At 68.8% G+C, this 23,772-nt stretch carries 19 protein-coding genes; 10 read left to right on the top strand and 9 right to left on the bottom strand.

The window, feature by feature from the left end; translation table 11 throughout:
* Positions 1 to 34: 34 nt before the first annotated feature.
* The 3 genes from AB3X08_RS02620 to rpsU all read right to left on the bottom strand — a co-directional run bounded on the left by AB3X08_RS02620 (position 35) and on the right by rpsU (position 2,023).
* A complete protein-coding gene (locus AB3X08_RS02620) occupies positions 35 to 949 on the bottom strand; it encodes a YihY/virulence factor BrkB family protein (RefSeq protein ID WP_184414786.1) in 915 nt (304 codons plus the stop codon).
* A gap of 132 nt (positions 950 to 1,081) precedes the next feature.
* Positions 1,082 to 1,528: a GatB/YqeY domain-containing protein gene (locus AB3X08_RS02625; RefSeq protein WP_369936031.1), complete on the bottom strand. Its 447-nt coding sequence runs from the start codon at positions 1,526 to 1,528 to the stop codon at positions 1,082 to 1,084.
* A gap of 279 nt (positions 1,529 to 1,807) precedes the next feature.
* Entirely contained in the window at positions 1,808 to 2,023 is a 216-nt protein-coding gene (gene rpsU, locus AB3X08_RS02630; protein WP_003465342.1) for a 30S ribosomal protein S21, read from the bottom strand.
* 121 nt (positions 2,024 to 2,144) lie between these two features.
* Here rpsU and tsaD point away from each other — a divergent pair, with 121 nt between their 5' ends.
* From tsaD to AB3X08_RS02660, 6 genes are all read left to right on the top strand, one after another.
* Positions 2,145 to 3,224 (top strand): tRNA (adenosine(37)-N6)-threonylcarbamoyltransferase complex transferase subunit TsaD, encoded by a 1,080-nt coding sequence (tsaD, locus tag AB3X08_RS02635; RefSeq protein WP_369936033.1) that lies wholly within the window; start codon positions 2,145 to 2,147, stop codon positions 3,222 to 3,224.
* Between the two features lie 94 nt (positions 3,225 to 3,318).
* Positions 3,319 to 3,678, top strand: coding sequence for a dihydroneopterin aldolase (folB, locus tag AB3X08_RS02640; protein ID WP_369936035.1), 360 nt, complete (start codon positions 3,319 to 3,321; stop codon positions 3,676 to 3,678).
* Positions 3,679 to 3,795: 117 nt separating this feature from the next.
* Complete coding sequence (locus AB3X08_RS02645) at positions 3,796 to 5,244, top strand: circularly permuted type 2 ATP-grasp protein (protein ID WP_369936037.1); 1,449 nt, start codon at positions 3,796 to 3,798, stop codon at positions 5,242 to 5,244.
* Entirely contained in the window at positions 5,244 to 6,185 is a 942-nt protein-coding gene (locus AB3X08_RS02650) for an alpha-E domain-containing protein (RefSeq protein ID WP_369936038.1), read from the top strand. Before AB3X08_RS02645 ends, AB3X08_RS02650 begins: the two co-directional genes overlap by 1 nt.
* A 353-nt stretch (positions 6,186 to 6,538) precedes the next feature.
* Positions 6,539 to 8,716, top strand: coding sequence for a glycoside hydrolase family 3 N-terminal domain-containing protein (locus AB3X08_RS02655; RefSeq protein WP_369936039.1), 2,178 nt, complete (start codon positions 6,539 to 6,541; stop codon positions 8,714 to 8,716).
* 199 nt (positions 8,717 to 8,915) lie between these two features.
* Positions 8,916 to 10,061 carry a PQQ-dependent sugar dehydrogenase gene (locus AB3X08_RS02660; protein WP_369936041.1) on the top strand — a complete coding sequence of 382 codons (1,146 nt, stop codon included), beginning with the start codon at positions 8,916 to 8,918 and terminating at the stop codon, positions 10,059 to 10,061.
* Between the two features lie 355 nt (positions 10,062 to 10,416).
* Here AB3X08_RS02660 and AB3X08_RS02665 read toward each other — a convergent pair whose 3' ends face one another.
* Entirely contained in the window at positions 10,417 to 10,722 is a 306-nt protein-coding gene (locus tag AB3X08_RS02665) for a hypothetical protein (RefSeq protein WP_369936043.1), read from the bottom strand.
* 190 nt (positions 10,723 to 10,912) lie between these two features.
* On the opposite strand from AB3X08_RS02665, the gene AB3X08_RS02670 reads away from it, so the two are divergent.
* Positions 10,913 to 11,419, top strand: a complete 507-nt coding sequence (locus AB3X08_RS02670) for a hypothetical protein (protein WP_369936045.1) — start codon at positions 10,913 to 10,915, stop codon at positions 11,417 to 11,419.
* Positions 11,420 to 11,461: 42 nt separating this feature from the next.
* Here AB3X08_RS02670 and AB3X08_RS02675 read toward each other — a convergent pair whose 3' ends face one another.
* The 5 genes from AB3X08_RS02675 to AB3X08_RS02695 all read right to left on the bottom strand — a co-directional run bounded on the left by AB3X08_RS02675 (position 11,462) and on the right by AB3X08_RS02695 (position 17,966).
* Complete coding sequence (locus AB3X08_RS02675; RefSeq protein WP_369936046.1) at positions 11,462 to 11,959, bottom strand: hypothetical protein; 498 nt, start codon at positions 11,957 to 11,959, stop codon at positions 11,462 to 11,464.
* Positions 11,960 to 12,046: 87 nt separating this feature from the next.
* Positions 12,047 to 13,342, bottom strand: a complete 1,296-nt coding sequence (locus AB3X08_RS02680) for an APC family permease (protein ID WP_369936047.1) — start codon at positions 13,340 to 13,342, stop codon at positions 12,047 to 12,049.
* Entirely contained in the window at positions 13,339 to 14,091 is a 753-nt protein-coding gene (locus AB3X08_RS02685; RefSeq protein ID WP_369938392.1) for a L,D-transpeptidase family protein, read from the bottom strand. Before AB3X08_RS02685 ends, AB3X08_RS02680 begins: the two co-directional genes overlap by 4 nt.
* Before the next feature lie 1,380 nt (positions 14,092 to 15,471).
* Positions 15,472 to 16,575 (bottom strand): dipeptide epimerase, encoded by a 1,104-nt coding sequence (locus AB3X08_RS02690; RefSeq protein WP_369936048.1) that lies wholly within the window; start codon positions 16,573 to 16,575, stop codon positions 15,472 to 15,474.
* Complete coding sequence (locus tag AB3X08_RS02695) at positions 16,572 to 17,966, bottom strand: SH3 domain-containing protein (RefSeq protein WP_369936050.1); 1,395 nt, start codon at positions 17,964 to 17,966, stop codon at positions 16,572 to 16,574. The genes AB3X08_RS02690 and AB3X08_RS02695 overlap by 4 nt, the downstream gene beginning before the upstream one ends.
* A gap of 383 nt (positions 17,967 to 18,349) precedes the next feature.
* Here AB3X08_RS02695 and AB3X08_RS02700 point away from each other — a divergent pair, with 383 nt between their 5' ends.
* The 3 genes from AB3X08_RS02700 (at position 18,350) to AB3X08_RS02710 (ending at position 23,767) form a co-directional block, all read left to right on the top strand.
* Positions 18,350 to 21,154, top strand: coding sequence for a TonB-dependent receptor plug domain-containing protein (locus AB3X08_RS02700; RefSeq protein WP_369936052.1), 2,805 nt, complete (start codon positions 18,350 to 18,352; stop codon positions 21,152 to 21,154).
* A 104-nt stretch (positions 21,155 to 21,258) separates the two neighbouring features.
* Complete coding sequence (locus AB3X08_RS02705; RefSeq protein ID WP_369936053.1) at positions 21,259 to 22,851, top strand: serine hydrolase; 1,593 nt, start codon at positions 21,259 to 21,261, stop codon at positions 22,849 to 22,851.
* A 166-nt stretch (positions 22,852 to 23,017) separates the two neighbouring features.
* Complete coding sequence (locus AB3X08_RS02710) at positions 23,018 to 23,767, top strand: N-acetylmuramoyl-L-alanine amidase (RefSeq protein ID WP_369938393.1); 750 nt, start codon at positions 23,018 to 23,020, stop codon at positions 23,765 to 23,767.
* Positions 23,768 to 23,772 lie beyond the last annotated feature (5 nt).

Consider the following 23,772-nt stretch of genomic DNA (forward strand, 5'->3'; position numbering starts at 1 on the left):
CACGGATCGGGCCGCAAAGCCTGGCGGTGCGGCGCTACAGCTGCGGCGGAATCGCGGTGATCGCGCTGGCGTCGATCCCGGCCGCGGCGAGCTTGCGCCGCGAGCGCAGGCGTTCGTCGATCACCGCGGTGATCAGCGCGCCGACGAAGAACACCACGGTGGCGTAGTAGATCCACACCAGCAGGATCACCAGCGCGCCCATCGAGCCGTAGGCGCTGCCCGGCGCGGCCGTGGCGATGTACAGGCCGATCGCATAGCGCCCGGCCACGAACAGGCAGGCGGTGATGGCGCCGCCGATCACCGCCTGGCGCCACTCCACGCGCCGGTCCGGCAGATAGTGGTAGAGCACGGCGAAGGCCAGCACGTAGATCGCCAGCGTCGAGACGTAGCCCACCGCCGGCAGCAGCGACGGCATGCGCGCGAACAGCACCTGCACCACCGTGGTCAGGATCATCGAGATCAGCAGCAGAAAGCCCAGTCCCAGCACCACGCCGAAGGAGAACACGCGCTTCTTCAGCCACGCCATGACCCCTTCCAGGCGCTGCTTGTCGGTGCGGAAGATCAGGTTCAGCGCGTTCTGCAGCTGCGCGAACACCGCGGTGGCGCCGACGAACAGCAGCAGCGTGCTCCACAGCCCGGCCAGCGAACCGATGTTGGGCTGGTTCTTGGCGTTGTCGATGATGGTCTGCGCCACCTCGCGCGCGCCGTGCCCGGCCAGTTGCCCGATCTGTTCGATAAAGGCCTGCTGCGCCTGCGGGTACAGCGAGGCGGTCAGCCACAGCAGCAGCACCAGCAACGGCGCCAGCGACAGCAGCGCGTAGAACGACAGCGACGCGGCCTGGGTCATCACGTCGATTTCGATGAAACGCCGCACCAGCGCCGCCGGCAGGCTCTGCTGCAGGCGGTCGAGGTGTTTTTGCAGGCGGGTGGGCGACAGCGACAGGGACATGGGAGCGGCGACGGCCTTGCAGCGGGCGCGGCACGGTGATGCCGGGCCCGCGGATGCGCGTAGAAGGTGTCGCAGGCTCGCGTGCGTTGTATCAGCCCGGTGCCGAAAGGCGGGTGAAGCCCGCTGCCGCGATCAGCCGGCCAGTTGCTGCTTGACCAGCACCGAGACCTGGCCCATGTCGGCCTTGCCGGCCAGCGCCGGCTTCAGCACGGCCATCAGCTTGCCCATGTCGGCCGCGCTGCTGGCGCCGGTCTGCGCGATCGCGGTCTGGATCGCGGCGACGATCTCGGCCTCGCCGAGCTTGGCCGGCAGGTAGCGCTCGATCACCACGATCTCCTCGCGCTCGATCGCCGCCAGGTCCTCGCGGCCGGCCGCGGCGTACTGGTTCACCGAGTCCTTGCGCTGCTTGACCATCTTGTCCATCACCGCCAGCACCGCGGCGTCGTCCATTTCCACGCGCTCGTCCACTTCCTTCTGCTTGATCGCGGCGTTGATCAGCCGGATCACGCCCAGGCTGTGCTTGTCGCCGGACTTCATCGCGGCCTTCATGTCGTCGGTGAGCTGCTGCTTGAGGGTCATGAGGTGCTCCAGGGGAAAGGGAAGAAAGGGGAGGTCATTCTAGGCGCTGCGCCGCATCGGTCCGGGCAGGGTGCAGGTGGCTGCGCGCCGGAGCGGGGCAGGCGTGGCAGATGCGCCTGCGCATGCGCAGGCGGTGCGGGCCGATGCGCCGCCACATGGCCAGGCCGGGCCTGGCCCGCGGCCACACAAAAAGCCGGCGACGCTTGCGCGTGCCGGCTTCGTGGGCTTACCGTAGCGGATGCCGAAACCGGCATACCCCGCTACCGCAAACCGCGATCCTCAGTACAGACGCTGGCGCTTGGTGACGTCGCGAGACGTACGGCGCAGCTGGCGCTTCACCGCGGCTGCGGCCTTGCGCTTGCGTTCCTGGGTCGGCTTTTCGTAGAACTCGCGCTTGCGGGTTTCGGCCAGCACGCCGGCCTTTTCGCAGGTGCGCTTGAAGCGACGGAGCGCAAACTCGAAGGGCTCGTTCTCGCGGACTTTGACGCTGGGCATGGAATCTCCGGGACACAATGGTGACCGGGTCACGCCCGGCGAGCCGCACATTATAGCGACTGATTTCCTGGCTGCAAGCGGGGCGTTTGCCTGCCGCCGATTCGGCCCCACAATGGCAGCCATGAAAGTCCTCGGCATCGAATCCAGCTGCGACGAAACCGGCGTCGCCGTCTACGACACCGCCCTGTCCGGCGCGGCCGCGCTGCGCGCCCACGGGCTGTACAGCCAGATCGCGCTGCACGCCGAATATGGCGGCGTGGTGCCGGAACTGGCCAGCCGCGACCACGTGCGCAAGCTGCTGCCGCTGATCCGCCAGACGCTGGCCGAGGCCGGGCTGCGCGTGCGCGACCTGGACGGGGTGGCCTACACCGCCGGTCCGGGCCTGGTCGGCGCGCTGCTGGTCGGTGCCGGCGTGGCGCGCGCGCTGGCCTGGGCGCTGGAGGTGCCGGCGATCGGCGTCCACCATATGGAAGGGCACCTGCTGGCGCCGCTGATGGAGGATCCGGACCCGGTGCACGGCGTGCCGGCGCCGCCGTTCGTGGCGCTGCTGGTGTCCGGCGGGCACACCCAGCTGATCGCGGTGGAGGCGATCGGCCAGTACCGGCTGCTCGGCGAGACCCTGGACGATGCCGCCGGCGAGGCCTTCGACAAGACCGCCAAGATGATGGGCCTGCCGTATCCGGGCGGCCCGCAACTGGCCGCGCTGGCCGCGCAGGGCACGCCGGGCCGGTTCCGCTTCGCGCGGCCGATGACCGACCGGCCCGGGCTGGATTTCAGTTTCTCCGGACTCAAGACCCAGGTGCTGCTGGCCTGGCGCGGCAGCGATCAGAGCGAGAGCACGCGCGCGGACATCGCGCGCGGCTTCGAGGATGCGGTGGTGGACACGCTGGCGGTCAAGTGCGAGCGCGCGCTGCAGGCGGCGGGCAGCGACACCATCGTGGTCGCCGGCGGCGTCGGCGCCAATGTGCGCCTGCGCGCCAAGCTGCAGGCGATGGCGCAGGCGCGCGGCGGCCGCGCCTGCTTCCCGCGCCCGGCGCTGTGCACCGACAACGGCGCGATGATCGCCTTCGCCGGCGCGCTGCGCCTGCAGGCCGGCCAGTCCAGCGACGCGGCGGTGCGGGTGACGCCGCGCTGGGACATGGCGACGCTGCCGCCGTTGGCGGCGGCGCGGGATTCGGAATTCGGGATTGGGGATTCGTAAAAGCGGCTCTGCGCTCTTGCCTCTGCTTTTGCCTTTGCTCTTACCATTCCCGAATCCCCAATCCCCAATCCCCAATCCCGAATCCCGGCTCCCAATGGACAAAGTTTTCATCGAAGGTCTAGAGATCGACGCGCTGATCGGCATCTACGATTGGGAGCGGCGCATTCGGCAGACCTTGCGCTTCGATCTGGAGATGGGCTTCGACAACCGGGTGCCGGCGGCCAGCGACGACATCGCCGATACGCTCAACTACAAGGCGGTCAGCAAGCGCCTGGTGGAACTGGTCGAGCAGTCCGAGGACGGCCTGGTGGAGACGCTGGCCGAGCGCTGCGCGGCCGCGGTGCTGGACGAGTTCCAGGTGCGTTGGCTGCGGCTGAAGCTGAGCAAGCCGGGCGCGGTGCGCGGCGCGCAGGCGGTGGGCGTGATCATCGAACGCAGCCGCGACGCCGGCTGAGCGCGGCCCGATGCGGCGCCGCCGCCGCCGCTTGACGCTCATTCCGGTTCCGGGCATGTTGCTGTGCAACGCAACACTCGGCCGATCGCGCCCGGTGGCGTCTACCGACGGGGCACGATGGACTGGAGCAAGTACCGCACGGCCACCTACGACGAGCTGATCCAGGCAGATGGTCAGCCGCGTCCCGCCGCCCGCCGCGTCATCGAGTACCTGTCCAGCCTGTCCGGCCGCGAATTGTCCGAACGCCAGCTCGCCGCCGATGTCGCGGCGCGGGTCATGGGCATCACCTTCACCGTCTATTCCGACGGCCGCAACGTCGATCGCACGCTGCCGTTCGACCTGATCCCGCGGGTGATCCCGCTGCACGAATGGCAGCGCACCGAGGCCGGGCTGAAGCAGCGCATGCGCGCGCTCAACCTGTTCATCGGCGACGTCTACGGCGCGCAGCGCATCGTCAAGGACAAGGTGTTCCCGGCGATGCTGCTGGAGCATTCGGTGAACTTCCGCCCGCAGTGCGTGGGCATCGCGCCGGCGCTGGGGGTATGGGCGCATATCTGCGGCTCGGATCTGGTGCGCGACGCCGACGGCACGCTGTACGCGCTGGAAGACAACCTGCGCATTCCCAGCGGCGTGTCGTACATGCTGGAAAACCGCATGGTCGCCAAGCGGGTATTCCCCGAGCTGTTCGAGACCAGCGCGATCCTGCCGGTGGACGACTATCCGGCGCAGCTGTACGACACCCTGGCCGCGCTGTCGCCGCGCCCGGGCGACCAGCCGGTGATCGCGCTGCTGACGCCCGGCATCTTCAACAGCGCCTATTTCGAACACGCCTATCTGGCGCAGGCGATGGGCATCGAGCTGGTCGAGGGCGACGACCTGTTCGTCGCCGACGACGACTGCACCTACATGCGCACCATCTACGGGCCGCGCCGGGTCGACGTGATCTATCGCCGGGTCGACGATCTGTTCATCGACCCGGACGTGTTCCATCCCGATTCGGTGCTCGGCGTGCCCGGACTGATCCGCAGCTGGCGCGCCGGCAAGGTGGCGCTGGCCAATGCGCCCGGCGCCGGCGTGGCCGACGACAAGGTGGTGTTCGCCTACGTGCCGAAGATGATCCGCTACTACCTGGACGAAGAGCCGATCCTGCCCAACGTGCCCAGCTACCTGTGCCACGACGACAAGGACCGCCAGTACGTGCTCGAACACCTGGACGAACTGGTGGTGAAGCCGGCCAACGAATCCGGCGGCTACGGCATGCTGATCGGGCCGCGCTCGACCAAGCGCCAGCGCGAGGAGTTCCGCAAGCTGATCCAGGCCGATCCGCGCAACTACATGGCGCAGCCGACGCTGGGCCTGTCCACCGCGCCGATCGTGACCGAGACCGGCCCGGCGGCGCGGCATCTGGACCTGCGCCCGTTCATCCTGTCGCGCGAGGACGTCTACGTCACTACCGGCGGGTTGACCCGGGTGGCGATGGAAGAGGGCTCGCTGGTGGTCAATTCCTCGCAGGGCGGCGGCGCCAAGGACACCTGGGTGGTGGATCTGGACGAGGAGACCGACTGATGCTGTCGCGGGTCGCCGACAACCTCTACTGGTTCAGCCGCTACGTGCGCCGCGCCGAGACCACCGCGCGGCTGGTCGGCGTGGGCAGCCTGCTGCAGCTGGATCTGCCGCGCTCGGTGCGGTTCGCCTGGCGGCCGATGATCGACACGGTCGGCGCCGGCGAGATCTTCAACGTCTGGTTCCCCAATGCCGGCGACGATGTCGGCGATGCCGACGTGGTGCGCTTCCTGCTGCTGGACGAGCGCAATCCGTCCTCGCTGCGCAGCTCGGCGCGGCAGGCGCGCGAATTGTTGCGCGGCATCCGCGACACGCTGCCGCAGGAAGTGTGGGAAGCGGTCAACGACCTGCACCTGCATATCGACGCCAACGGCGAGCGCAGCGTCGGCCGCCGTTACCGGATGGAGTTCCTGACCCACGTCACCGATGCCTGCCTGAAGGTGTCCGGGCTGCTGACCGCCAACGTCAGCCGCGACATCGGTTTCCAGTTCCTGCGCCTGGGCACGGCGATCGAACAGGCCGACATGACCACGCGCATCATTGATGCCGGCGCCTCGGGGCTGATCACCCCGCGCAAGGCCGACGATCTGGAGGCCTACCAGAACATGCAGTGGATGAGCGTGCTGCGCTCGCTGGCCGCCTATCAGATGTATCGGCGGCATGTGCGCCAGCGCGTCACCGGCGAGCATGCGCTGCGCTTCCTGCTGCAGAACAACGATTTCCCGCGCAGCGTGCATTTCTGCCTGACCCGCGCCCAGCACATCCTGCCGACCATGCCGCCGCGGCCGAACGTGGAGCGCGCGCTGATGCGGATCAACGGGCTGGTGCGCAATGCCGACCCGTCGTACCTGGCGCGGCACAATCCGGCCGAGTTCATGGACGAGATCCAGACCCACTTGGGCTACCTGCACAGCGCGATCGCCGAGGCCTACTTCAGTTCGTGAGTGGGGCATGGCCGGCATGGCGCCGGCGGCCCCGGGTTGGCGGCGCGGCGCTGCGGGCGGTGCGTCGCAGGCTGGTTGAGACGCAATCCGGCGTATGCCGAGGCGCAGGATCGTTACGCTCGCAGCCGAGCTTGCCGGGGGCGCAAGGCGCCGGTGCCGGCCGGTGCGGTTGCGACGCGCGCGCCGCAAACGGTTCAATAGTGGGATGCGGGGGCGTATGGCGGCGCTCGTCGCCGGTGGCGGAGCGCCGTAGACAGTTCCCTGAATAGGCGAATACGGCGTCGGGATTTGCTCTTTCCTCTGGCCGGAGAGCTAGAATTGGCGGCTATGTAAACGTTTTCTCAAAGGACCCCATGGCTTCGGATCGTATCGAATCGCTCATCGCCCGCATGACCGTCGAAGAGAAGGTCGGCCAGCTCGGCGTCTTCGCCGACATGGTGCGCCCGTTCGCCCCTGACGTGAATCCGGAAGCCAACGTCAGCAATGCCGACGAGGTGCTGCAGCAGGTACGCGCGGGCCTGGTCGGCTCGCTGTTCAACGGCGTGGGCGCGGCACTGGGGCGGCGGATCCAGCAGACCGCGCTGGAAGAGAGCCGGCTGGGCGTCCCGGTGATCCTGGCCGCCGATGTGATCCACGGCATGCGCACGGTGTTCCCGATCCCGCTGGGCGAGGCGGCCAGTTTCGAGCCGGAGCTGGCCGAGCGCACCGCGCGCGCCACCGCGATCGAGGCCACCGCCGCCGGCATCCACTGGACCTATGCGCCGGCGGTGGACATCGCCCGCGACCAGCGCTGGGGCCGCGGCGCCGAAGGCGCCGGCGAGGACGTGGTGCTGGGCTGCGCGTTCGCCGCCGCGCGCGTGCGCGGCTTCCAGGGCCCGGACCTGCGCGCGCACGACGCGCTGCTGGCCACCCCCAAGCATTTCGCCGCCTACGGCGCGGTCGCCGCGGGCATGGAATACAACAGCGTGGACATCGCGCCGCAGACCCTGCGCGACGTGCACCTGCCGCCGTTCCAGGCCGCGTTCGGCGCCGGCGCGCTGAGCGTGATGACCTCGTTCAACGACATCAACGGCGTGCCGGCCAGCGCCAACCACGAACTGCTGACCGAGATCCTGCGTGGCGAGTGGAAGTTCCCCGGCGTGGTGATTTCCGACTACACCGCCGACATGGAGTTGATCGCGCACGGTTATGCCAGCGACGAGCGCGACGCGACCAAGAAGGCGTTCCTGGCCGGCATGGACATGAGCATGCAGAGCGGTTTCTACGCCGCGCACCTGCCGTCGCTGGTGGCCGACGGCGAAGTACCGATGGCCGCGCTGGACGAAGCGGTGCGACGGGTGCTGGCGCTGAAGGAAGCCATCGGCCTGTTCGACGATCCGTACCGCTCGCTGGACCCGCAACGCGAGGCCGACCAGTCGCACATCGCCGCGCACGATGCGTTGTCGCGCGATGCGGCGCGGCGCTCGATCGTGCTGTTGAAGAACGACGGCGACCTGCTGCCGCTGCGCAAGCGCGGACAGAAGATCGCGCTGATCGGGCCGTTCGTGCAGGACCGCGAGAACATCGAAGGCTGCTGGACCCTGTTCGGCGACAAGACCCGCTACGTGACCCTGGAAGCCGGCGTGCGCGCCGCGCTGGACGATGCGGATGCGCTGAGCGTGGTGCCAGGCTGCGACCTGGAAGCGCCGCTGGACGGCGGCATCGAGGCCGCGGTGGCCGCCGCCCGCGCCGCCGACGTGGCGGTGCTGGCGCTGGGCGAGCCGCAACGCTACAGCGGCGAGGCGCAGTCGCGCACGCAGATCGTGTTGCCGCCGGCGCAGCAGGCGCTGGCCGAGGCGGTCGCCGCCACCGGCACGCCGCTGGTGGTGCTGCTGCGCAACGGCCGCGCGCTGGCGCTGCAGGGCGCGGTGCGCGACGCGGCGGCGATCGCGGTGACCTGGTACCTGGGCACGCAGACCGGCCCGGCGGTGGCCGACGTGCTGTTCGGCGACTACAACCCCTCGGCGCGCCTGCCGGTCAGCTTCCCGCTCGACCCGGGCCAGCAGCCGTATTTCTACAACCACGCGCGCACCGGCCGGCCGGAACTGCCGACGATGAGCGAGTTCAAGGCGCGCTGGCGCGAGATCCCGAATGCGCCGCTGTATCCGTTCGGCCATGGCCTGAGCTACACCCGCTTCGCCTACGGGGCGCCGCAGCTGGATCGCGTGCAGCTGGGCTGGGACGACACCCTGACCGTGACCACCCGCATCGACAACGTCGGCGAGCGCGACGGCGAGGAAGTGGTGCAGCTGTACGTGCACGACCGCGTCGCCAGCCGGGTGCGCCCGGTGCGCGAACTGAAGGGCTTCCGCAAGGTGCGGCTGGCGCCGGGGCAGGGCATGGATGTGGTGTTCACGCTGGATCGTCGCACGCTGGCCTTCAGTGGCCGCGATGGCCATTGCGAAGCCGAGCCGGGGCTGTTCGACCTGTGGGTTTGCGCCTCGTCGGCCAGCGGCGAGCCGGTCGCCTTCGAGCTGCTGCCGCAGGCATGACAGCCGTGCGCAGGCGGCCCGTCACGGCCGTCTGCGCGCGCATCTGGCTGGCGGCCCGCGGCCGCGTCGCGCGCAGGTCGCTGTCTACCCCGCGCGAACGCGGCGCGTGATCGCGGCCACGGCTTGGCCATCGCATGCTTGCCGTCCACAGCCGCTTTGCTAGGTTCGGACCTTCGACCCCATTCGATAGGTGCGCGCCATGCAACGTTCTCCCCTGGGTCTGGCCTGTGCGTTGGTGCTGAGTCTGGCCGTGTCCGCCGCACACGCCGCACCGGCCGCCAAGCGTGCCGAGCGGCGCGACGACTGGCCGTTCTCGGCGACACCGTTCGCCACCTTCAACGAACCATGGGCGATGAGCTTCCTGCCCGACGGCAGCGCCCTGATCAGCGAGAAGCGCGGCACACTCAAGCGTTTCGACCCAGCCAGCGGCCGCACCGGCACGGTCAGCGGCGTACCCGCGGTCGCCTATGGCGGCCAGGGCGGTTTCGGCGACGTGCTGCCGCATCCGCGCTTCGCCGAGAACGGCTGGGTCTATCTGAGTTATGCCGAGGCCGTCAGCGGCGATACCCGCGGCGGCGCGGTGGCGCGCGCCAAGCTGAGCCTGGATGGTGATGGCGGCGGCACGCTGTCGCAGCTGAAGGTGATCTGGCGCCAGCAGCCCAAGGTCTCCGGCAACGGCCACTACGGGCATCGCCTGGCGTTCGGTCCCGACGGCAAGCTGTGGATCAGTTCCAGCGAGCGGCAGAAGTTCGATCCGGCGCAGGACATGAGCGGCAACCTGGGCAAGATCGTGCGCCTCGACGACGATGGCAGCGTGCCGGCCGACAACCCGTTCGCGCGCCGTGGTGGCGCGGCGGCGCAGGTCTGGTCGCTCGGCCACCGCAACGTGCTCGGCCTGGCCTTCGACGGCAGCGGCCAGCTGTGGGAACACGAGATGGGCCCGGCCGGCGGCGACGAGCTGAACCTGATCCAGCGCGGCGCCAACTACGGCTATCCGATCGTCTCCAACGGCGACCATTACGACGGCCGACCGATCCCCGACCATGCCACGCGCCCGGAATTCGCCGCGCCCAAGCTCAGCTGGTCGCCGGTGATTTCTCCGGCCGGTTTCGTGATCTACAGCGGCAGCGCGTTTCCGCAGTGGCGCGGCCACGGCTTCATCGGCGGGTTGTCGTCGCAGTCGCTGGTGCGGATCGAGTTCGATGGCGAGACCGCGCGCGAAGCGGCGCGTTACGACATGGGCAAGCGCATCCGCGAAGTGGAGCAGGGCCCGGACGGCGCGCTGTGGCTGCTGGAAGACGGCAGCGGCGGGCGCTTGCTGAAACTGCAGCCGGTGGAGAGCTGAGCCACGCGGCGAAGCCGACGGGCGCTATGTTGCCGCGCTGGGATCGGCGCGGCGGCGTGTTGGCGGGATGTGCCGGGTGTGCGCGCGAGATGTCCGCGTTGCGGCCTTTATCGGACGTTCGGTGGTCCCTGTCGCGGCTGAAGCCGCTCCTGCAAAGATCAGGGGCTGCAGGTTAGCGGAGACCCGTGTAGGAGCGGCTTCAGCCGCGACCAGAAACCATCCGTAAGCGGCTTACCGAGACGCCGGCCCATCGGATTGCGCATAAACCCAGGCCGCCCATGTCGATGGCTGCGAAGCGATCCGGAAAGGCTCACCCAGCAATCGACACGGTGGCATTTCCATCGCGGTCATCCGGTCAATCCTGGCCTGCCCGCTCCCACGCGCGGCGCACCGCATGGCGGGCCTTGCTCCAGCTCAGCGTCTGCGATCCCTTGGTGCTGTCCCAGTTGCGATGCAGTTCGGCCTCCACCTGTTCGTAGGCCAGATTGAGGTTGCGGACGCGCGCTTCGTGCCCAGCGTGGTAGGCCGGCTCATAGTCCTCGAAACGTTCGCCATCGCTGTAGTAAGGCTCTTCGGCGAAACGCTCGCGCCAGTACTGCGACACCAGGCTGCGATCGTCGTCGTTGGGCGCGCGGCCGGGAATCTGATAAGGAACGCTCATCGTCTGCTCCTGTGCGGATGTGGCGTCCGACGTTAGCGGCGGCGCCGTTAATGCGATTCCAGCATCGCGTGATCGAGGCATGAAGCGTGCGGGTGCGGCAGGTTGCGCACGCCGGTGCGGGCATCGGCTACGCGACGGGCCACGGATGGATTACGATCCGCCAACTCCGCTTCGCCTACCGCAGGATTCCATGGCCTCCACCGGCATCGCCTTGCTCACCCCGTACCTGGCGACCGCCGGCATCGGTTGGCTGTATTACCGGCGCATCCGCCGCTATTTCGGCCGCCAGCCCTGGCAACCGCGGCGGACCGTGGCGCGGTTGCTGCTGCTGTCGCTGGCGGCGGCAGGGCTGACCTACCTCGCGATGGTCGTGCCGCAGGTCCGTCTCGGCATGGTGATGGGGGTCCTGGCCGGCGCGGCGTTGGGCGCCTTCGCCTTGCATCACACCCGCATCGACGTGGTCGAGGGGCGACGCCATTACACCCCCAATCCCTGGATCGGCGCCGGACTCAGCGTGCTGCTGCTCGGACGCCTGGCGTGGCGCTGGGCCAGCGGTGCGTTTTCCGGGGGCGGTGCGCAGTCGCTGCAGAACGCCAGCCCGCTGACCTTGGCGATCGCTGCGGCGCTGATCGCGTACTCGTTGGTGCACACCGGCGGTTTGCTGTTGCGCATGCGCGCGCTGGCGCCAGCGCCCTAGCGAGGCAACGCTGCCCCCCCACGTGCAACGCGCAGGGTCACGTCACTGCGCGGCAGCGGCGGATTCGTAGGGCAGCGCTACAGTGCCGGCCGCACGCAGCGGGGCGTCGGCGGCAGCGAGTTGCGCCGCTTCGCCCTCGACCACCACCAGGATACGGCCGGCCTCGATTTCCTCTTCGAAGTTGCGCCGCACCGGATCCGGCACGGTGGCACCGACCAGTGCCGAGGACCAGCTGCCGACCAGCGCGCCGGCGATGGCCATCACCCCGGCACCGGCCAGGGTGATGCCCAGCGGCGGCACCGCGATCGCCACCAGTCCGGCGAGCAGCCCGGCCGCGCCGCCGCCCACCGCCCCGCGCGCGGCCGCGGGCAAGGTATCGGTCTTGACGTCCTTGCGCTCGTCGGGGATCGCGTCCAGTTCGATGTCGCTGCGGGCGATCAACGACAGGTCGTCGTTGTCGATGCCGGCGCTGCGCGCCGCTTGCAGGGCGCGGGTGGCGGTGGCCAGATCGGGGGCGCTGTAGACGTGGCGCAGTTTCATCGCGGACTCCATCGCTGAGGCTGGCACCCAGAGTCGAAGCGACCCGGTTACCTGCCCGTGACAGCGGCGCAAGGCGGCGTGAAGGCGCTATGCCGTCACCTTGCGCGGGAAGCGGTAGAACAGCGCACCCACCAGCAGCGCCACGCCCGCCGCGGCCAGGTTCTGCCAACTGGCGCTGAGCAGCAGCGCCAGGGCCAGCAGCAGCGCCGCCAGCGGAATCAGCGGGCCGCCCGGCAGGCGCAGCGCGCCCGGCCGGTCGCGGTAGCGCCGTGCCAGCACCAGCACCGCCGCGGCCGTGCCGATATAGGCGAACAGGCGGGTGACCATCGACAGCAGCGCCAGCTGCACGAACGAGCCGGACAGCGCCAGCGCCAGCGACAGCACGCCCTGCAGCAGGATCGCCGCGGCGGGCGTGCGGAAGCGCGGATGCACCCGCGCCAGGAACGCCGGGCCGTACCCGTCCTGGGCCAGCGCGAACAGGAAGCGCGGCCCCAGCATCACCGTGTTGCTGGTGGTGCCGAGGATGGAGACGGTGGCACCGACGGTGAGGATCAGCGCCAGCGTCTCGCCGCCGAACCCGCTGGCGGCATCGGCCAGCGGCGTCGCCGACTGCGCCACGTTCGCCAGCGTGCCCTGCGCGACGACCTGCACGGCGGCGTAGATCAGGGTGACGGTGACGATCATCGTGATCAGCGCGAACGGGACGTCGCGGCGCGGATTGCGGTATTCGCCGGCGGCGGCGGGGATGTTCTCGAAACCGGCGTAGGCGAACAGCAACAGCAACGCCGCTTCGCCCATGTTGCCGAAGTCGCGCGGGTCCGGCGCCTTGCCGGAGAACGCCCACGACCAGTCCACATAGAACAGGCCGATGGCCACGAACAGCAGCAGCGGCACCAGCTTGCCGATCACCAGCGCCACGCCGGTGCGCGCGGCCGATTTCACCCCGATCACGTTGATCGCGGTGAGCAGGCCGAGCGAGCCGACCACGATCGCCAGGCGCGCGCCGCCGGCGGCCGCGGCCGGCCAGAAGCGCACCACTGCGTCGGCCAAGCCGTTGCCGAGCGCGGCGGCGGAACTGATCCGGGTCAGCCAGATCATCCAGCCGATCTCGAAGCCGGCGAAGCGGCCGAACGCCTCGCGGGCGTACAGGTAGCTGCCGCCGGGTTCGTCGAAATAGCTGGCCGCCTGGGCGTAGCACAGCACCAGCAATCCCACCGCCAGCCCGGCCAGCAACACCGCCCACAGGCTCATCGGTCCGAGCAGCGCGGCGGTGGCGGCCGGCAGCAGATAGATGCCGCTGCCGATGACGTCGTTGATCGACAGGCCGACGATCTGCCAGCGGCTGACCGCGCGGACCAGGCTCGGTTCGGGTGCGTGGTTCATGGCGCCGGCTCCACGGCCGGCAACGCCCAGGCGCGGCGCAGGCGGTCGTAGTCGTTGCGCGGCAGCAGCACGAACAGCGGCGCGGCGTCCGGCCGCAGCCAGGCCAGCAGGCGCTGCATGTCGGCCGGCTCCATCGCGGTGCAGCCGGCGGTGGCCTCGCCTGCGGCACGCCACAGGTGCGCGAAGATGCAGCTGCCGGCGCCGGGCCGCGCCTGCGGGTTATGGCCGATCACGAAGCCTTCCTGGTAGCGGCGATCGCCGTCGTGGTGCAGGTCCAGGCGCATCGGCTCGGTCGAACCGGCCACCGCGTCGGCACCGACCTGCTCGGCATCGACGATGCGGTTGTACAGCGGCGAATCGGGCACGTCGATGCAATAGCTGCTCTGCTGCATCGGCTGGTACGGCAGTGCGCTGTCGATGCGTTGCGCATAACCGAACGCCTCGCCGATGGTGAAGACGCCGGCCGGGCTGCGGCCATCGCCTTCGCGCTTCTGCGGGCCATCGGTCTGCGCCGGATGCAGGCCCAGCCCCCAGGCGCTGCCGTTGCGGCCGAGCGCGACATCGAAGCGCTGGCCGTGCGCGCGCCAGCCGTGCGCGGTGCGTTCGAACGCCTGCAGTTGCCCGCGCGGGCTGTCCCAGTCCGGCGCCACGACCAGCACGATCTGGTTTGCCTGCCGCAGTGCCTGTGGCGTGGTGCCGCCGGTGGCGGCCAGGCATGGGCCGGTCACGGCGGCGCATAGCAGTGCCATGGCGGCCAGGCAGCTGCGGCGAACGCGGCCGCTCTGCGTCAAGGCGGACAACCATGGGAATTTCGGCATGCGCTTCTCCGGTCGCGATCGGGCATCGAACGGGCGCTGGACCCGCTGCAGGTTCACCGCCAGCTGCCGCCTGCGGTCGGGGTAGATTGGGCGCATCGGCCCGGCCGCGAAGTCGAGCAGATGCTGCAAGGTTGCAAGGTACAACAGTTGTCGGATCTGCGGCGCGGGATCATGCACCTAGACCGTCTTTGCGGTGTGGACAGGCGGGGTGGATTGGGGTGCCGATGGTGTGTCGTGTTGGAGGCGTCGTCGGCAGTGCACGACACGGCAAGCTCGACCGGTTCGCTGCGTAGTTCGATCGTGTGGTGGAGTTGGGGCTACTGCTACTACTGTGTCTGTTATTGCCATTGCCATTGCCATTGCCATTGCCGTCGCTGTTGCTGTTGCTGTTGCTTTTTTGCTTTTGATCTTGATTTACCGGGTCCCTTACGCAGCGGCGAATAGGGCGGGAAAAACCCCGCAGGGGCGGCGCACATGGATGTGCGCCGTTCGCGGTAGGGGCAGGATGCCCCTTCCGCGAATCCCGTCCTATTCGCGGACCCGGAGCGCGCAGCGCGGAGGGCGCGGAGTAGGGTGTGCTTTCTTTTGGTTACTTTTCTTTGCACAAGCAAAGAAAAGTAACTCGCCGCAGGCGAAAGCTTTGCCTTTGCTTTTGCCTTGCGATGGCGATGGAGTAATCATTGTAGGAGCGGCTTCAGCCGCGACCGATTCTGTCAGGAAAGTGTCGCGGCTGAAGCCGCTCCTACAAAAAGCAAACTCGCAAGCAAAAAAAGCAACAGCAAAAGCTTCCGCCTAGGGCGGGTCACTTTTCTTTGCTCGTGCAAAGAAAAGTAACCAAAAGAAAGCACGCCCTGCCTACGCGCCCTCCGCGCTGCGCGCTACGGGTGCGCGGATGCACCGGGGATTCGCGGAAGGGGCATCCTGCCCCTGCCGCGAACGGCGCACATCCATGTGCGCCGCCCTTCGGGTTTTTCCCCGGTCCATCCGCCGCTGCGGAAGGGAACCCGGTAAAAGCAACAGCAGAGCAAAGCAAAGCAAAGCAAATCAAAGCAAATCAAATCAAAGCAGAGCAAAGCAGAGCAGAGCAGGGCAGGGCAGGGCAGGGCAGGGCAGGGCAGGCCGGGCCGGGCCGGGCCGGGCAGCAACCGGGATCCGTTTGGTGCTCCAGGTGAAGTGTGCCGAAGTCGTGGTAGTTGTCCGCCCCGACGCGCACCGGCGTCGCCACCCTACGTGGTGATGGCACGCGCAATCGGTGGAAGCTGTCGTATGCGTCGCCGTGCGCAGTGCAGCGCATGCGCCAACGCGCCCAGATCACCCGCGCGCAGGAAGCAGTTCCAGGCCGCGGATCTCGCGGATGCCCAGGCCGGGCGCGTCGGTGATGGTGATCTGCGAGTCGTTGAAGAGCACGCCACCCTCCACCGGGTCGAACAGGCCCAGCGACGGGCCGTCCAGGTCCACCTTGGTGATGACGTCCGCCTTGGCCACCGCCAGGTGCACCGCCGCCGCCACGCTGATGCTCGACTCCAGCATGCAGCCGATCATGCACTCCACCCCGTACAGCGCCGCGATGTCGGCGATGCGGATCGCGTTGGACAGCCCGCCGGTCTTCATCAGCTTGATGTTGACGATGTCCGCGGCGCGGCGCTGGATCAGGTCGAACACCTGCGCTGGCGCGAACACGCTTTCGTCCGCCATCACCGGCGTGTTCACGCGCTCGGTCACGTACTTCAGCCCGTCGATGTCCCAGGCTTTGACCGGCTGCTCCAGCAACTCCAGCGCCACGCCGGCGTCTTCCAGCGCGCGCATCGCATATACCGACTGCTTCGGTGTCCAGCCCTGGTTGGCGTCCAGGCGCAGCGAGGCGCGGCCTTCCACCGCGGCATGGATCGCCTTGACCCGCGCGATGTCCACGTTGATGTCCTTGCCGACCTTGATCTTCAGCGCCGTGAAGCCGCGCGCGAGCGCCGACCGCGTATCGGCCACCATCTTGTCGATGGCGTCCACGCTGATGGTGATGTCGGTGGCGATGGCCGGCGTGCCGCCGCCGAGCATCTTGTACAGCGGCGCGCCATACAGCTGCGCCCACAGGTCGTAGACCGCGATCTCCACCGCGGCCTTGGCGCTGCCGTTGCGCTCCAGCGCGCCCTGGATCTGCCCGGTGATCCGGTTGAGGTCGGCCACGTCCTCGCCGATCAGGCGTGGCTTGATGAAGTGGTCGATCGCCGCGACGATCGAACCATGCGTGTCGCCGGTGATCGGCGCCGTGGCCGGCGCTTCGCCATAGCCGATGTGGCCGCTGTCGGTGTGCACCAGCACCACCACGTCTTCGATCGTCTCCACGGTCCGTAGCGCGGTCTTGAACGGGGTCTTCAGCGGCACGCGCAGCATGCCCAATTGGATATCGGTGATCTTCATTCGACAGGCAGCGGACGGACGCGTTGGATGCGGGTGATGCGGTCGATGAAAGGGGTGCCGTCGCCCAGCAGCATCGGCTCCAGCGGCGTCACCGAGACGCCGTTGAGGCGCGCGCGCTGCAACTGTCCGGACGCGTCGCGGTAGCCGGCGCCGGCCACATCGTGGATCACCCAGGTGTGGCCGTGGTCGTGGCCGATCACCATCATCACGTGGCCGGGGATGTACACCAGATCGCCGACCTGCAGCCGCGCCAGCGTTTGCTGCCGTTGCGCCAGCGGCGCGGCAGCGACGTAGGGCACGCTGGCGAGACTGGGGCTGCGCGCCTGGTCGCCGGTATTGCGCGGCAATGCGATACCCAGGCTGCGGTAGACGTCGGAGACGAAGCCGCTGCAGTCGCGCGCGTCGTAGTCGTTGCCCCAGCCGTAGCGCTCGCCGAGGAACTTGAACGCCTGGCGCAGCAGGGTGTGGTGCGTCGCCGCCAACGGTGCGGTGGCGACGTCGGCGCCGCGCGGCATCAGCGCAGGCGCCAGCCGCAGTCGGCCAGCATCGTCGCGCAAGGGCAGTTGCACCACGTAGGCGGCCAGCGGCGACTGGCCGTTGACCGGCTGTTGCGCCGGCCAGTCCTGCAGCAGCGGCAGGCTGCTGCCCATGTCCAGCGGCAGTTGCGAGGCCGCAGGCAGTTCCGGGGTGAACGCGGTCAGCGCGCGTGCGCCGGTCACCACCAGCCGCGGCGTGCGCTGTGCGTAGTCCAGCACCGCGGCGCGCTCGCCCTCGGCCACGCGGTCGCGTTCGATCCACGCCGCGTAGTTCGGCGCCAGCACGAACAACCACTGGCCGTCGCGGCTGGCGTGCAGGATCGCCACCGCGGTGCCGGGATACAGCGCCGATTCCTGGAAGCGGTCGATGTCGTGGTCGTCGCGGCTGCTGAAAACGCGTTGCCGGGTCGGGAAGGTACGCAGGTCGGCGCGGCGCACCACCAGTGCGTAACGCGGCGCGACCTGCGCGGGTATCGTGTCCAGGGCGAGTACGGACTGCAGGGCGGCCAGCTGCGCGGCATCGAGCGCGGCGCCGTGCGCGTCGTAGAGCATTCGCGTCGGCGGCGCCGACAGCGCCAGCACCTGCTCGCGCACCTGCGCTGCGCTGTAGCGCTCGGGCAGCGCCTGCAGATCGTGCATCGACGCATCGTGGCGCAGCAGGTGCGCGTTGAACGCCTGCACTTGCGCCGCGTCGAGCAGCGGGCGCGACGCATGGGGCAGGCGCGCGATCCAGTAGTCCGCCTGCAATTGGCTGGACTGCAGCTGGAACGGCGCCTCTTCGGCGACGCTGGCCGTGGCGAGGGACGCGCTGAATGCGGCGGCCAGCAACAGGCACAGGCCACGCATCGTATTCATCGGTCCCCAGGCAGTGGAAAGAAATGGCAGGCGGCTGCGCGCCGGCTTCCGAATAGTCTTTTTCTCGATGGGGCTTGTCAAGAATGCGCGATTGACACGCGATTTCGCGGCGTGCTACACCAAAAACACAGGGCGAGGAAGCGGTGGCGACAGGCGCCGTTCCCGTCAGCAGCGAGGCGGTAGCCATGGAGCATGCGCACGCCGCAGGGGGCGCTGTTGGGCATCCGCACCTGGGGGAAAGTAGCGATTACAGAGAATGGCGCCGTGCCACGCGGCCGTGCGCCATGTCGTCCGCGTGGGTGCCCAGGGAAGGCGGCCGGCTGTTGGCCTCGTCGACTTGGGGGCGCCGTCGTCAGCGTCCGTCGATTGCAGGAGAGAGCCGCATGTCCACCCGAGTCCAGCAGACCCGTTGCCACCTCCGACCGTCCCGCCTCGCGCTCGCGTTGCTGGCCGGATGCGCAGTGCCGCCGCTCGCCGCGGCACAGGACGCCGCCGTCGCCACGCGCGACCTGGACAAGGTCACCGTCACCGGTTCGCGCATCGCGCGCTCGCAGGTGGAAGGACCGGCGCCGGTGACCGTCATCACCGCGCAGGATATCCAGAAGCAAGGCTTCAGCACGGTGTGGGAATCGCTCGGCACGCTGACCCAGTTCAGCGGCAGCGCCTTCAACGAAAGCGACCAGACCGGCAGTTCGCCCAATGGCCAGTACCTCAACCTGCGCGGTCTGGGTCCCGGGTATCAGTTGATCCTGCTCAACGGCAAGCGCATGGCCGACTATCCGCAGTCCTACAACGCCAACGGCACCGCGGTGAGCCTGGGCAGCATTCCCGCGGCGGCGGTGGAACGTATCGAAGTGATGAGCGGCGGCGCCTCGGCGATCTATGGGTCCGACGCGGTGGCCGGCGTGGTCAACATCATCACCAAGCGCGATTTCAGCGGCGACACGCTGCGCCTGCGCGGGGGCACCACCACGCGCGGCGGCGGCGACAGCGGCCAGCTGCAATGGAGCGGCGGCCGCACCGGCGACCGCACCGGCGACCGCTGGAGCCTGACCTACGCATTCGAACGGCTGGACCGCGAAGCCATCGTCGCCAGCCAGCGCGACTTCCTGGATTCGTACGACGACCATCCCGGCAACAGGGCCGATCCGTCCAGCCCCAACGCCTCGATTTCCGGCGTCTACCTGCGCCGCGGCACCACCTATCTGTGGCCCAGCGGCGGCGCGCTGTCCACGTCGGCCGCGGCGCTGGACGCGGCGTGCGCGGCGACCAACCCGTCGTTCAGGCCGTACAAGACCGCCGACAGCCTGGCCGCGCCCAACCGCTGCGGCGCGTTCGGCTACTACGAAGGCCGCTCGGTGCAGAACGGCTACGGCAAGACGTCCGCGTATCTGTCGGGCAGTTTCGATTTCAGCGACGACGTCACCGGCTATGCGCAGATCCTGGCCAACCGCTCCAAGGACGAAAGCTCCAGCCAGACCCACTACTACATCGGCGAAGGCGCGTTCACCGTCTACGATCCCGACCTGGGCCTGGTCACCGCGCAGCGCATCTTCCTGCCCTCGGAAGTGGGCGGGATCAAGAACATCGAGTACGACGAGAAATCCTGGAACCTCAACGCCGGCGTGCGCGGCAAGCTGTTCGACGGCCGTTTCGACTGGGACGCGAGCGTGTCGCTGTCGCGCTACGACATCACCACGCGGCGCCCGCGTTTTCTCACCAATGCGGTGCGCGACTACTACATGGGGCCGATACTCGGCTATCGGCCGGACGGCACCGAGATCCGCGAGTTCTACGCCGACAGGCTGTTCGCGCCGGGCAGCGCGGCGCTGTACGACCAGCTCACCACCGAGGTGGTGAGCCGCGGCGAGTCCAGCACGGATCAGGCCCAGTTCGTGTTCAGCGGCGACCTGTTCGCACTGCCGGCAGGCATGGTGCAGATCGCCACCGTGCTGGAGGCGGCGCGGCAGAAGTACGACCTGGCACCGGATCCGCGCACCACCGTGGACTACACCGGCAGCGAGCGCATCTACAACCTGACCCAGACTCCGGGCGGCGGCCCGCGCGACCGCTACGCCGCGGGCCTGGAACTGCGCGTGCCGATCTTCAGCCGGCTCAGCGCGACGCTGGCCGCGCGTTATGACAAGTACGACGACATCACCTCGGTCGACGACGCCGCCACCTGGCAGGCGGGAGTGGAGTGGCGGCCGTTCGACAGCCTGCTGCTGCGCGGCAGCCATGCCACCAGTTTCCGCGCGCCGGACCTGCTGTGGATCTACGCCGGCACCAGCGCCAACAATCCCACCGTCACCGACGAGTACCTGTGCCGCCGCGACGGCCTGGACCCGTTGTCCGCCGCCTGTTCGGCCGCGCACGAGTACCAGACCTTCTCCACCCAGTCGTCCAATCCGCTGCTGGAGGAGGAGAAGGGCAAGTCGACCACGCTGGGTTTCGTCTGGGATGTGCTGCCGACGCTGTCGCTGAGCGCGGACTATTACCGCATCGAACTGGAAGGCCGGGTGGAGTCGATCTCCAGCGAGACCTTGCTGGAGAACAACGCCAACTGCCTGCTCGGCCGCGACCGCGCCGGCAATGCGGTCGATACCGCCTCGGCGGCCTGCCAGTTCTACATCCAGTCGGTGACCCGCAGCCCGGGTACCGACCTCACCGCCGAAGGCCAGATCACCGCGTTCGAGACCTTCCCGATCAACCAGTCGTTGATGCGGACCGATGGCCTGGACGCCAACCTGCGCTACAACTTCGAGCTCGGCGACTGGGGCGCGTTCGGGCTGCAGGCCGGCTATACCCGCGTGCTGAAGATGGAAGTGGCGCAGTTCGCCGGCGCCAAGCCGGTGGATGTGATGAACGACGTCGATTACCTGGCGTTCCGCACCCGCACCAACTGGCGTGCGAACTGGAGCGTCGGCGACTGGTCGACCAGCCTGTACGGCTACCGCTACGGCTCGCGCCCCAACTACGCCGAGAGCGGACGCGTGGCGCCATACGTGATCTGGAATGCGGACATCGCCAAGCGCATCACCGACAAGGCCACGCTCGGCATCAGCGTGCTCAACGTGTTCGACAAGATCCATCCGCGCGACGACACCTACACCGCCTGGCCGTACTTCCCGCGCGTGTACAGTGCGATCGGGCGGCAGCTGTACGCCAACTTCACCTATACCTTTTGAGGACGCGCGTGCGAGGCGACGCCGCCACGCTGGAGAAAACCAGGCGCGGGACGCCATCACGCAGTGCCGCAAGCGCGGGGCGGATGCGCAGGTGCTTGCTCGCCGTGTGCCTGGCTTGGCCGGCAGTCGCGGCGGCCGCGCCCGGCGCTGGCGACACTTCGCCGCCGCGCGCCGCGTTCGACCGCCTGTTCGAGCAGGCCATGACGCGCTACCGGCTGCCGGGGCTGGCGGTCGGCGTGATCGAGAACGGCGAGGTGGTCTATGCGCGCAGCGCCGGCGAACTGCGCGCCGGAAGCGGCGAGCGCATCGATGGCGCGACGCTGTTCAAGATCGCCTCCAACAGCAAGGCGATGACCACCGCTTTGCTGGCGCGGCTGGTCGATGCGGGCAAGCTGCGCTGGGACGATCCGGTGACCCGGTACGTGCCGGAATTCCGCATGTACGACCCGTGGGTCACGCGCAACATCCAGGTGCGCGATCTGCTGATCCACAACAGCGGGCTGGGCCTGGGCGCCGGCGATCTGATGCTGTGGCCCGAACCCAATGCCTTCAGCCGCGCCGACATCATCGCCGGGTTGGCCTACCTCAAGCCGACCCACAGCTTTCGCGCGCACTACGCCTACGACAACCTGCTGTACGTGGTCGCCGGCGAAGTGGCCGCGCGTGCCGGCGGCAAGCCCTACGAGCAGCTGCTGCGCGAACAGGTGTTCGCACCGCTGGGCATGCATCGTTGCCAGGTCGGCGCCTGGGACCGCAATGCGGTCGGCAACGTCGCCCAGCCGCATATGCGCCAGGGCGAGGCCAACGTGGTGGTGCGCGCGGATCCGGCGCGGATCGCGGAGATGCCGTCGATGGCGGCCGGCGGCGTGCGCTGCAGTCTCGACGACATGCTGGCCTGGATGCACGCGTGGCTTTCGCCCGACAGCGATGCTGCGCCCTGGCTGTCGCCGGCGCAGCGTCAGGCGTTGTGGACGCTGCACACGCCGATGCCGGTCTCCGCGCAGATGCGCGAGTGGGACGGCACGCGACTGTACGGCTATGGCTACGGCTGGCGCCTGTCCGACGTGGACGGGCAGTGGCAGGTCGCGCATACCGGTACCCTGATGGGCATGTATTCGGCGCTGGTGTTGCTGCCGGATCGGCGCAGCGGTTTTGTGATTCTCAGCAACGGCGAGGGCGGCGAGATGCGCACCGTGTTGAGCGAGGCGCTGCTCAAGCGTTTCACCCGTCCCGGCGAACCTGCGCTGGATGTGGCGCACTACGCCACGCTGCTCGAGCGCGCGCGTGCGCAGGCCGGCAAGGCGGCGCCTGCCGCGGTCGATACGTCTGCGCGCGTGCCGGTCGCCGGCGCGGCGTCGCGCGATCGGCAGGGCGTGTGGCGCGATCCGTGGTTCGGCGAGGTCGTGCTATGCCCGCAGCAGAATGTGTTGCGCTTCCAGGCGCGCAAATCGCCGCTGCTGCGCGGCCGGGTCATGCAGGCCGGCGCGCGCTGGCTGGTGGACTGGGACGACGCCAGCGTCGATGCCGAGCCGTGGCTGGACTTCGCTGTCGCCGCCGACGGCACGCAACGCATGCGACTTGCGCCTGTCGATCCGAACGCGGATTTCAGCTACGACTATGCCGACCTGGAATTCATGCGGGTAGCAGCTTGCCCCGATCCTGTGGGAGAGAGTTCAGTGCCGACGCTTCGACGGTAAAGCCCGTCGGGACTGACGTCCCTCCCACAACAACCATCCCGTTCACCGTGTTGGCTGATACTGCTGTTGCTTGCTTCGTCGCTCACTGTCAGATCCCCCGGAATCTTTCCTCATGGCCCGACTCCTTACCGCACCCGCATCGCCGCGCATCCGCTGGCTGGCACCGATGGCGCTGGTCGCCCTGCTCGGCGCCTGCGCGCACGCGCCGCAGCGCAATCCGCTGGCCGAGTGGGTGCCGTCGCCGAACCAGGATCTGCGCCGGCCGATCCTGATCGTGATCCATTACACCGACCAGGACTCGGTGCAGCGCAGCCTGGATACGCTGCGTTCGCGCAACAGCAAGGGCAAGGTCAGCGCGCACTACCTGATCGGTCGCGACGGCAAGCGCTACCAGTTGGTCAGCGACGAACGCCGCGCCTGGCATGGCGGCGCCGGGCGCTGGGGCACGATCACCGACATCAATTCCGCCTCGATCGGCATCGAACTGGACAACGACGGCAAGACCCCGTTCGCCGCCGCGCAGATCGACAGCCTGCTGCTGTTGCTGGAGGACCTGTGCACGCGGCTGCGCATCCCGCGCACGCAGGTGGTCGGGCACGAGGACTTCGCACCCACGCGCAAGGTCGATCCGGGTCCGCTGTTTCCGTGGAAGCGCCTGGCGGAGGCCGGTTTCGGCCGCTGGCCCGCCGCGGACACGCCGCCGGCGCCGCCCGGCTTCGACCCGTGGCAGGCGCTGGCGCTGATCGGCTATCCGGTCGACGACCGCGCGGCCACGCTACGCGCCTTCCACCACCATTACCGTGGCAACGACGCCACCGCGTTCGATGCCGAGGACTTGCGCATCCTCTATGCCCTGACCCAGCCGGCGCAGGCGCGACCGCAGCCGCAGCCGGTACCGGAGCAGGACGTGCCGTAGCGCTG

This window comes from Xanthomonas sp. DAR 34887 (genome assembly GCF_041245805.1).
Taxonomy (GTDB): Bacteria; Pseudomonadota; Gammaproteobacteria; order Xanthomonadales; family Xanthomonadaceae; genus Xanthomonas_A; species Xanthomonas_A tesorieronis.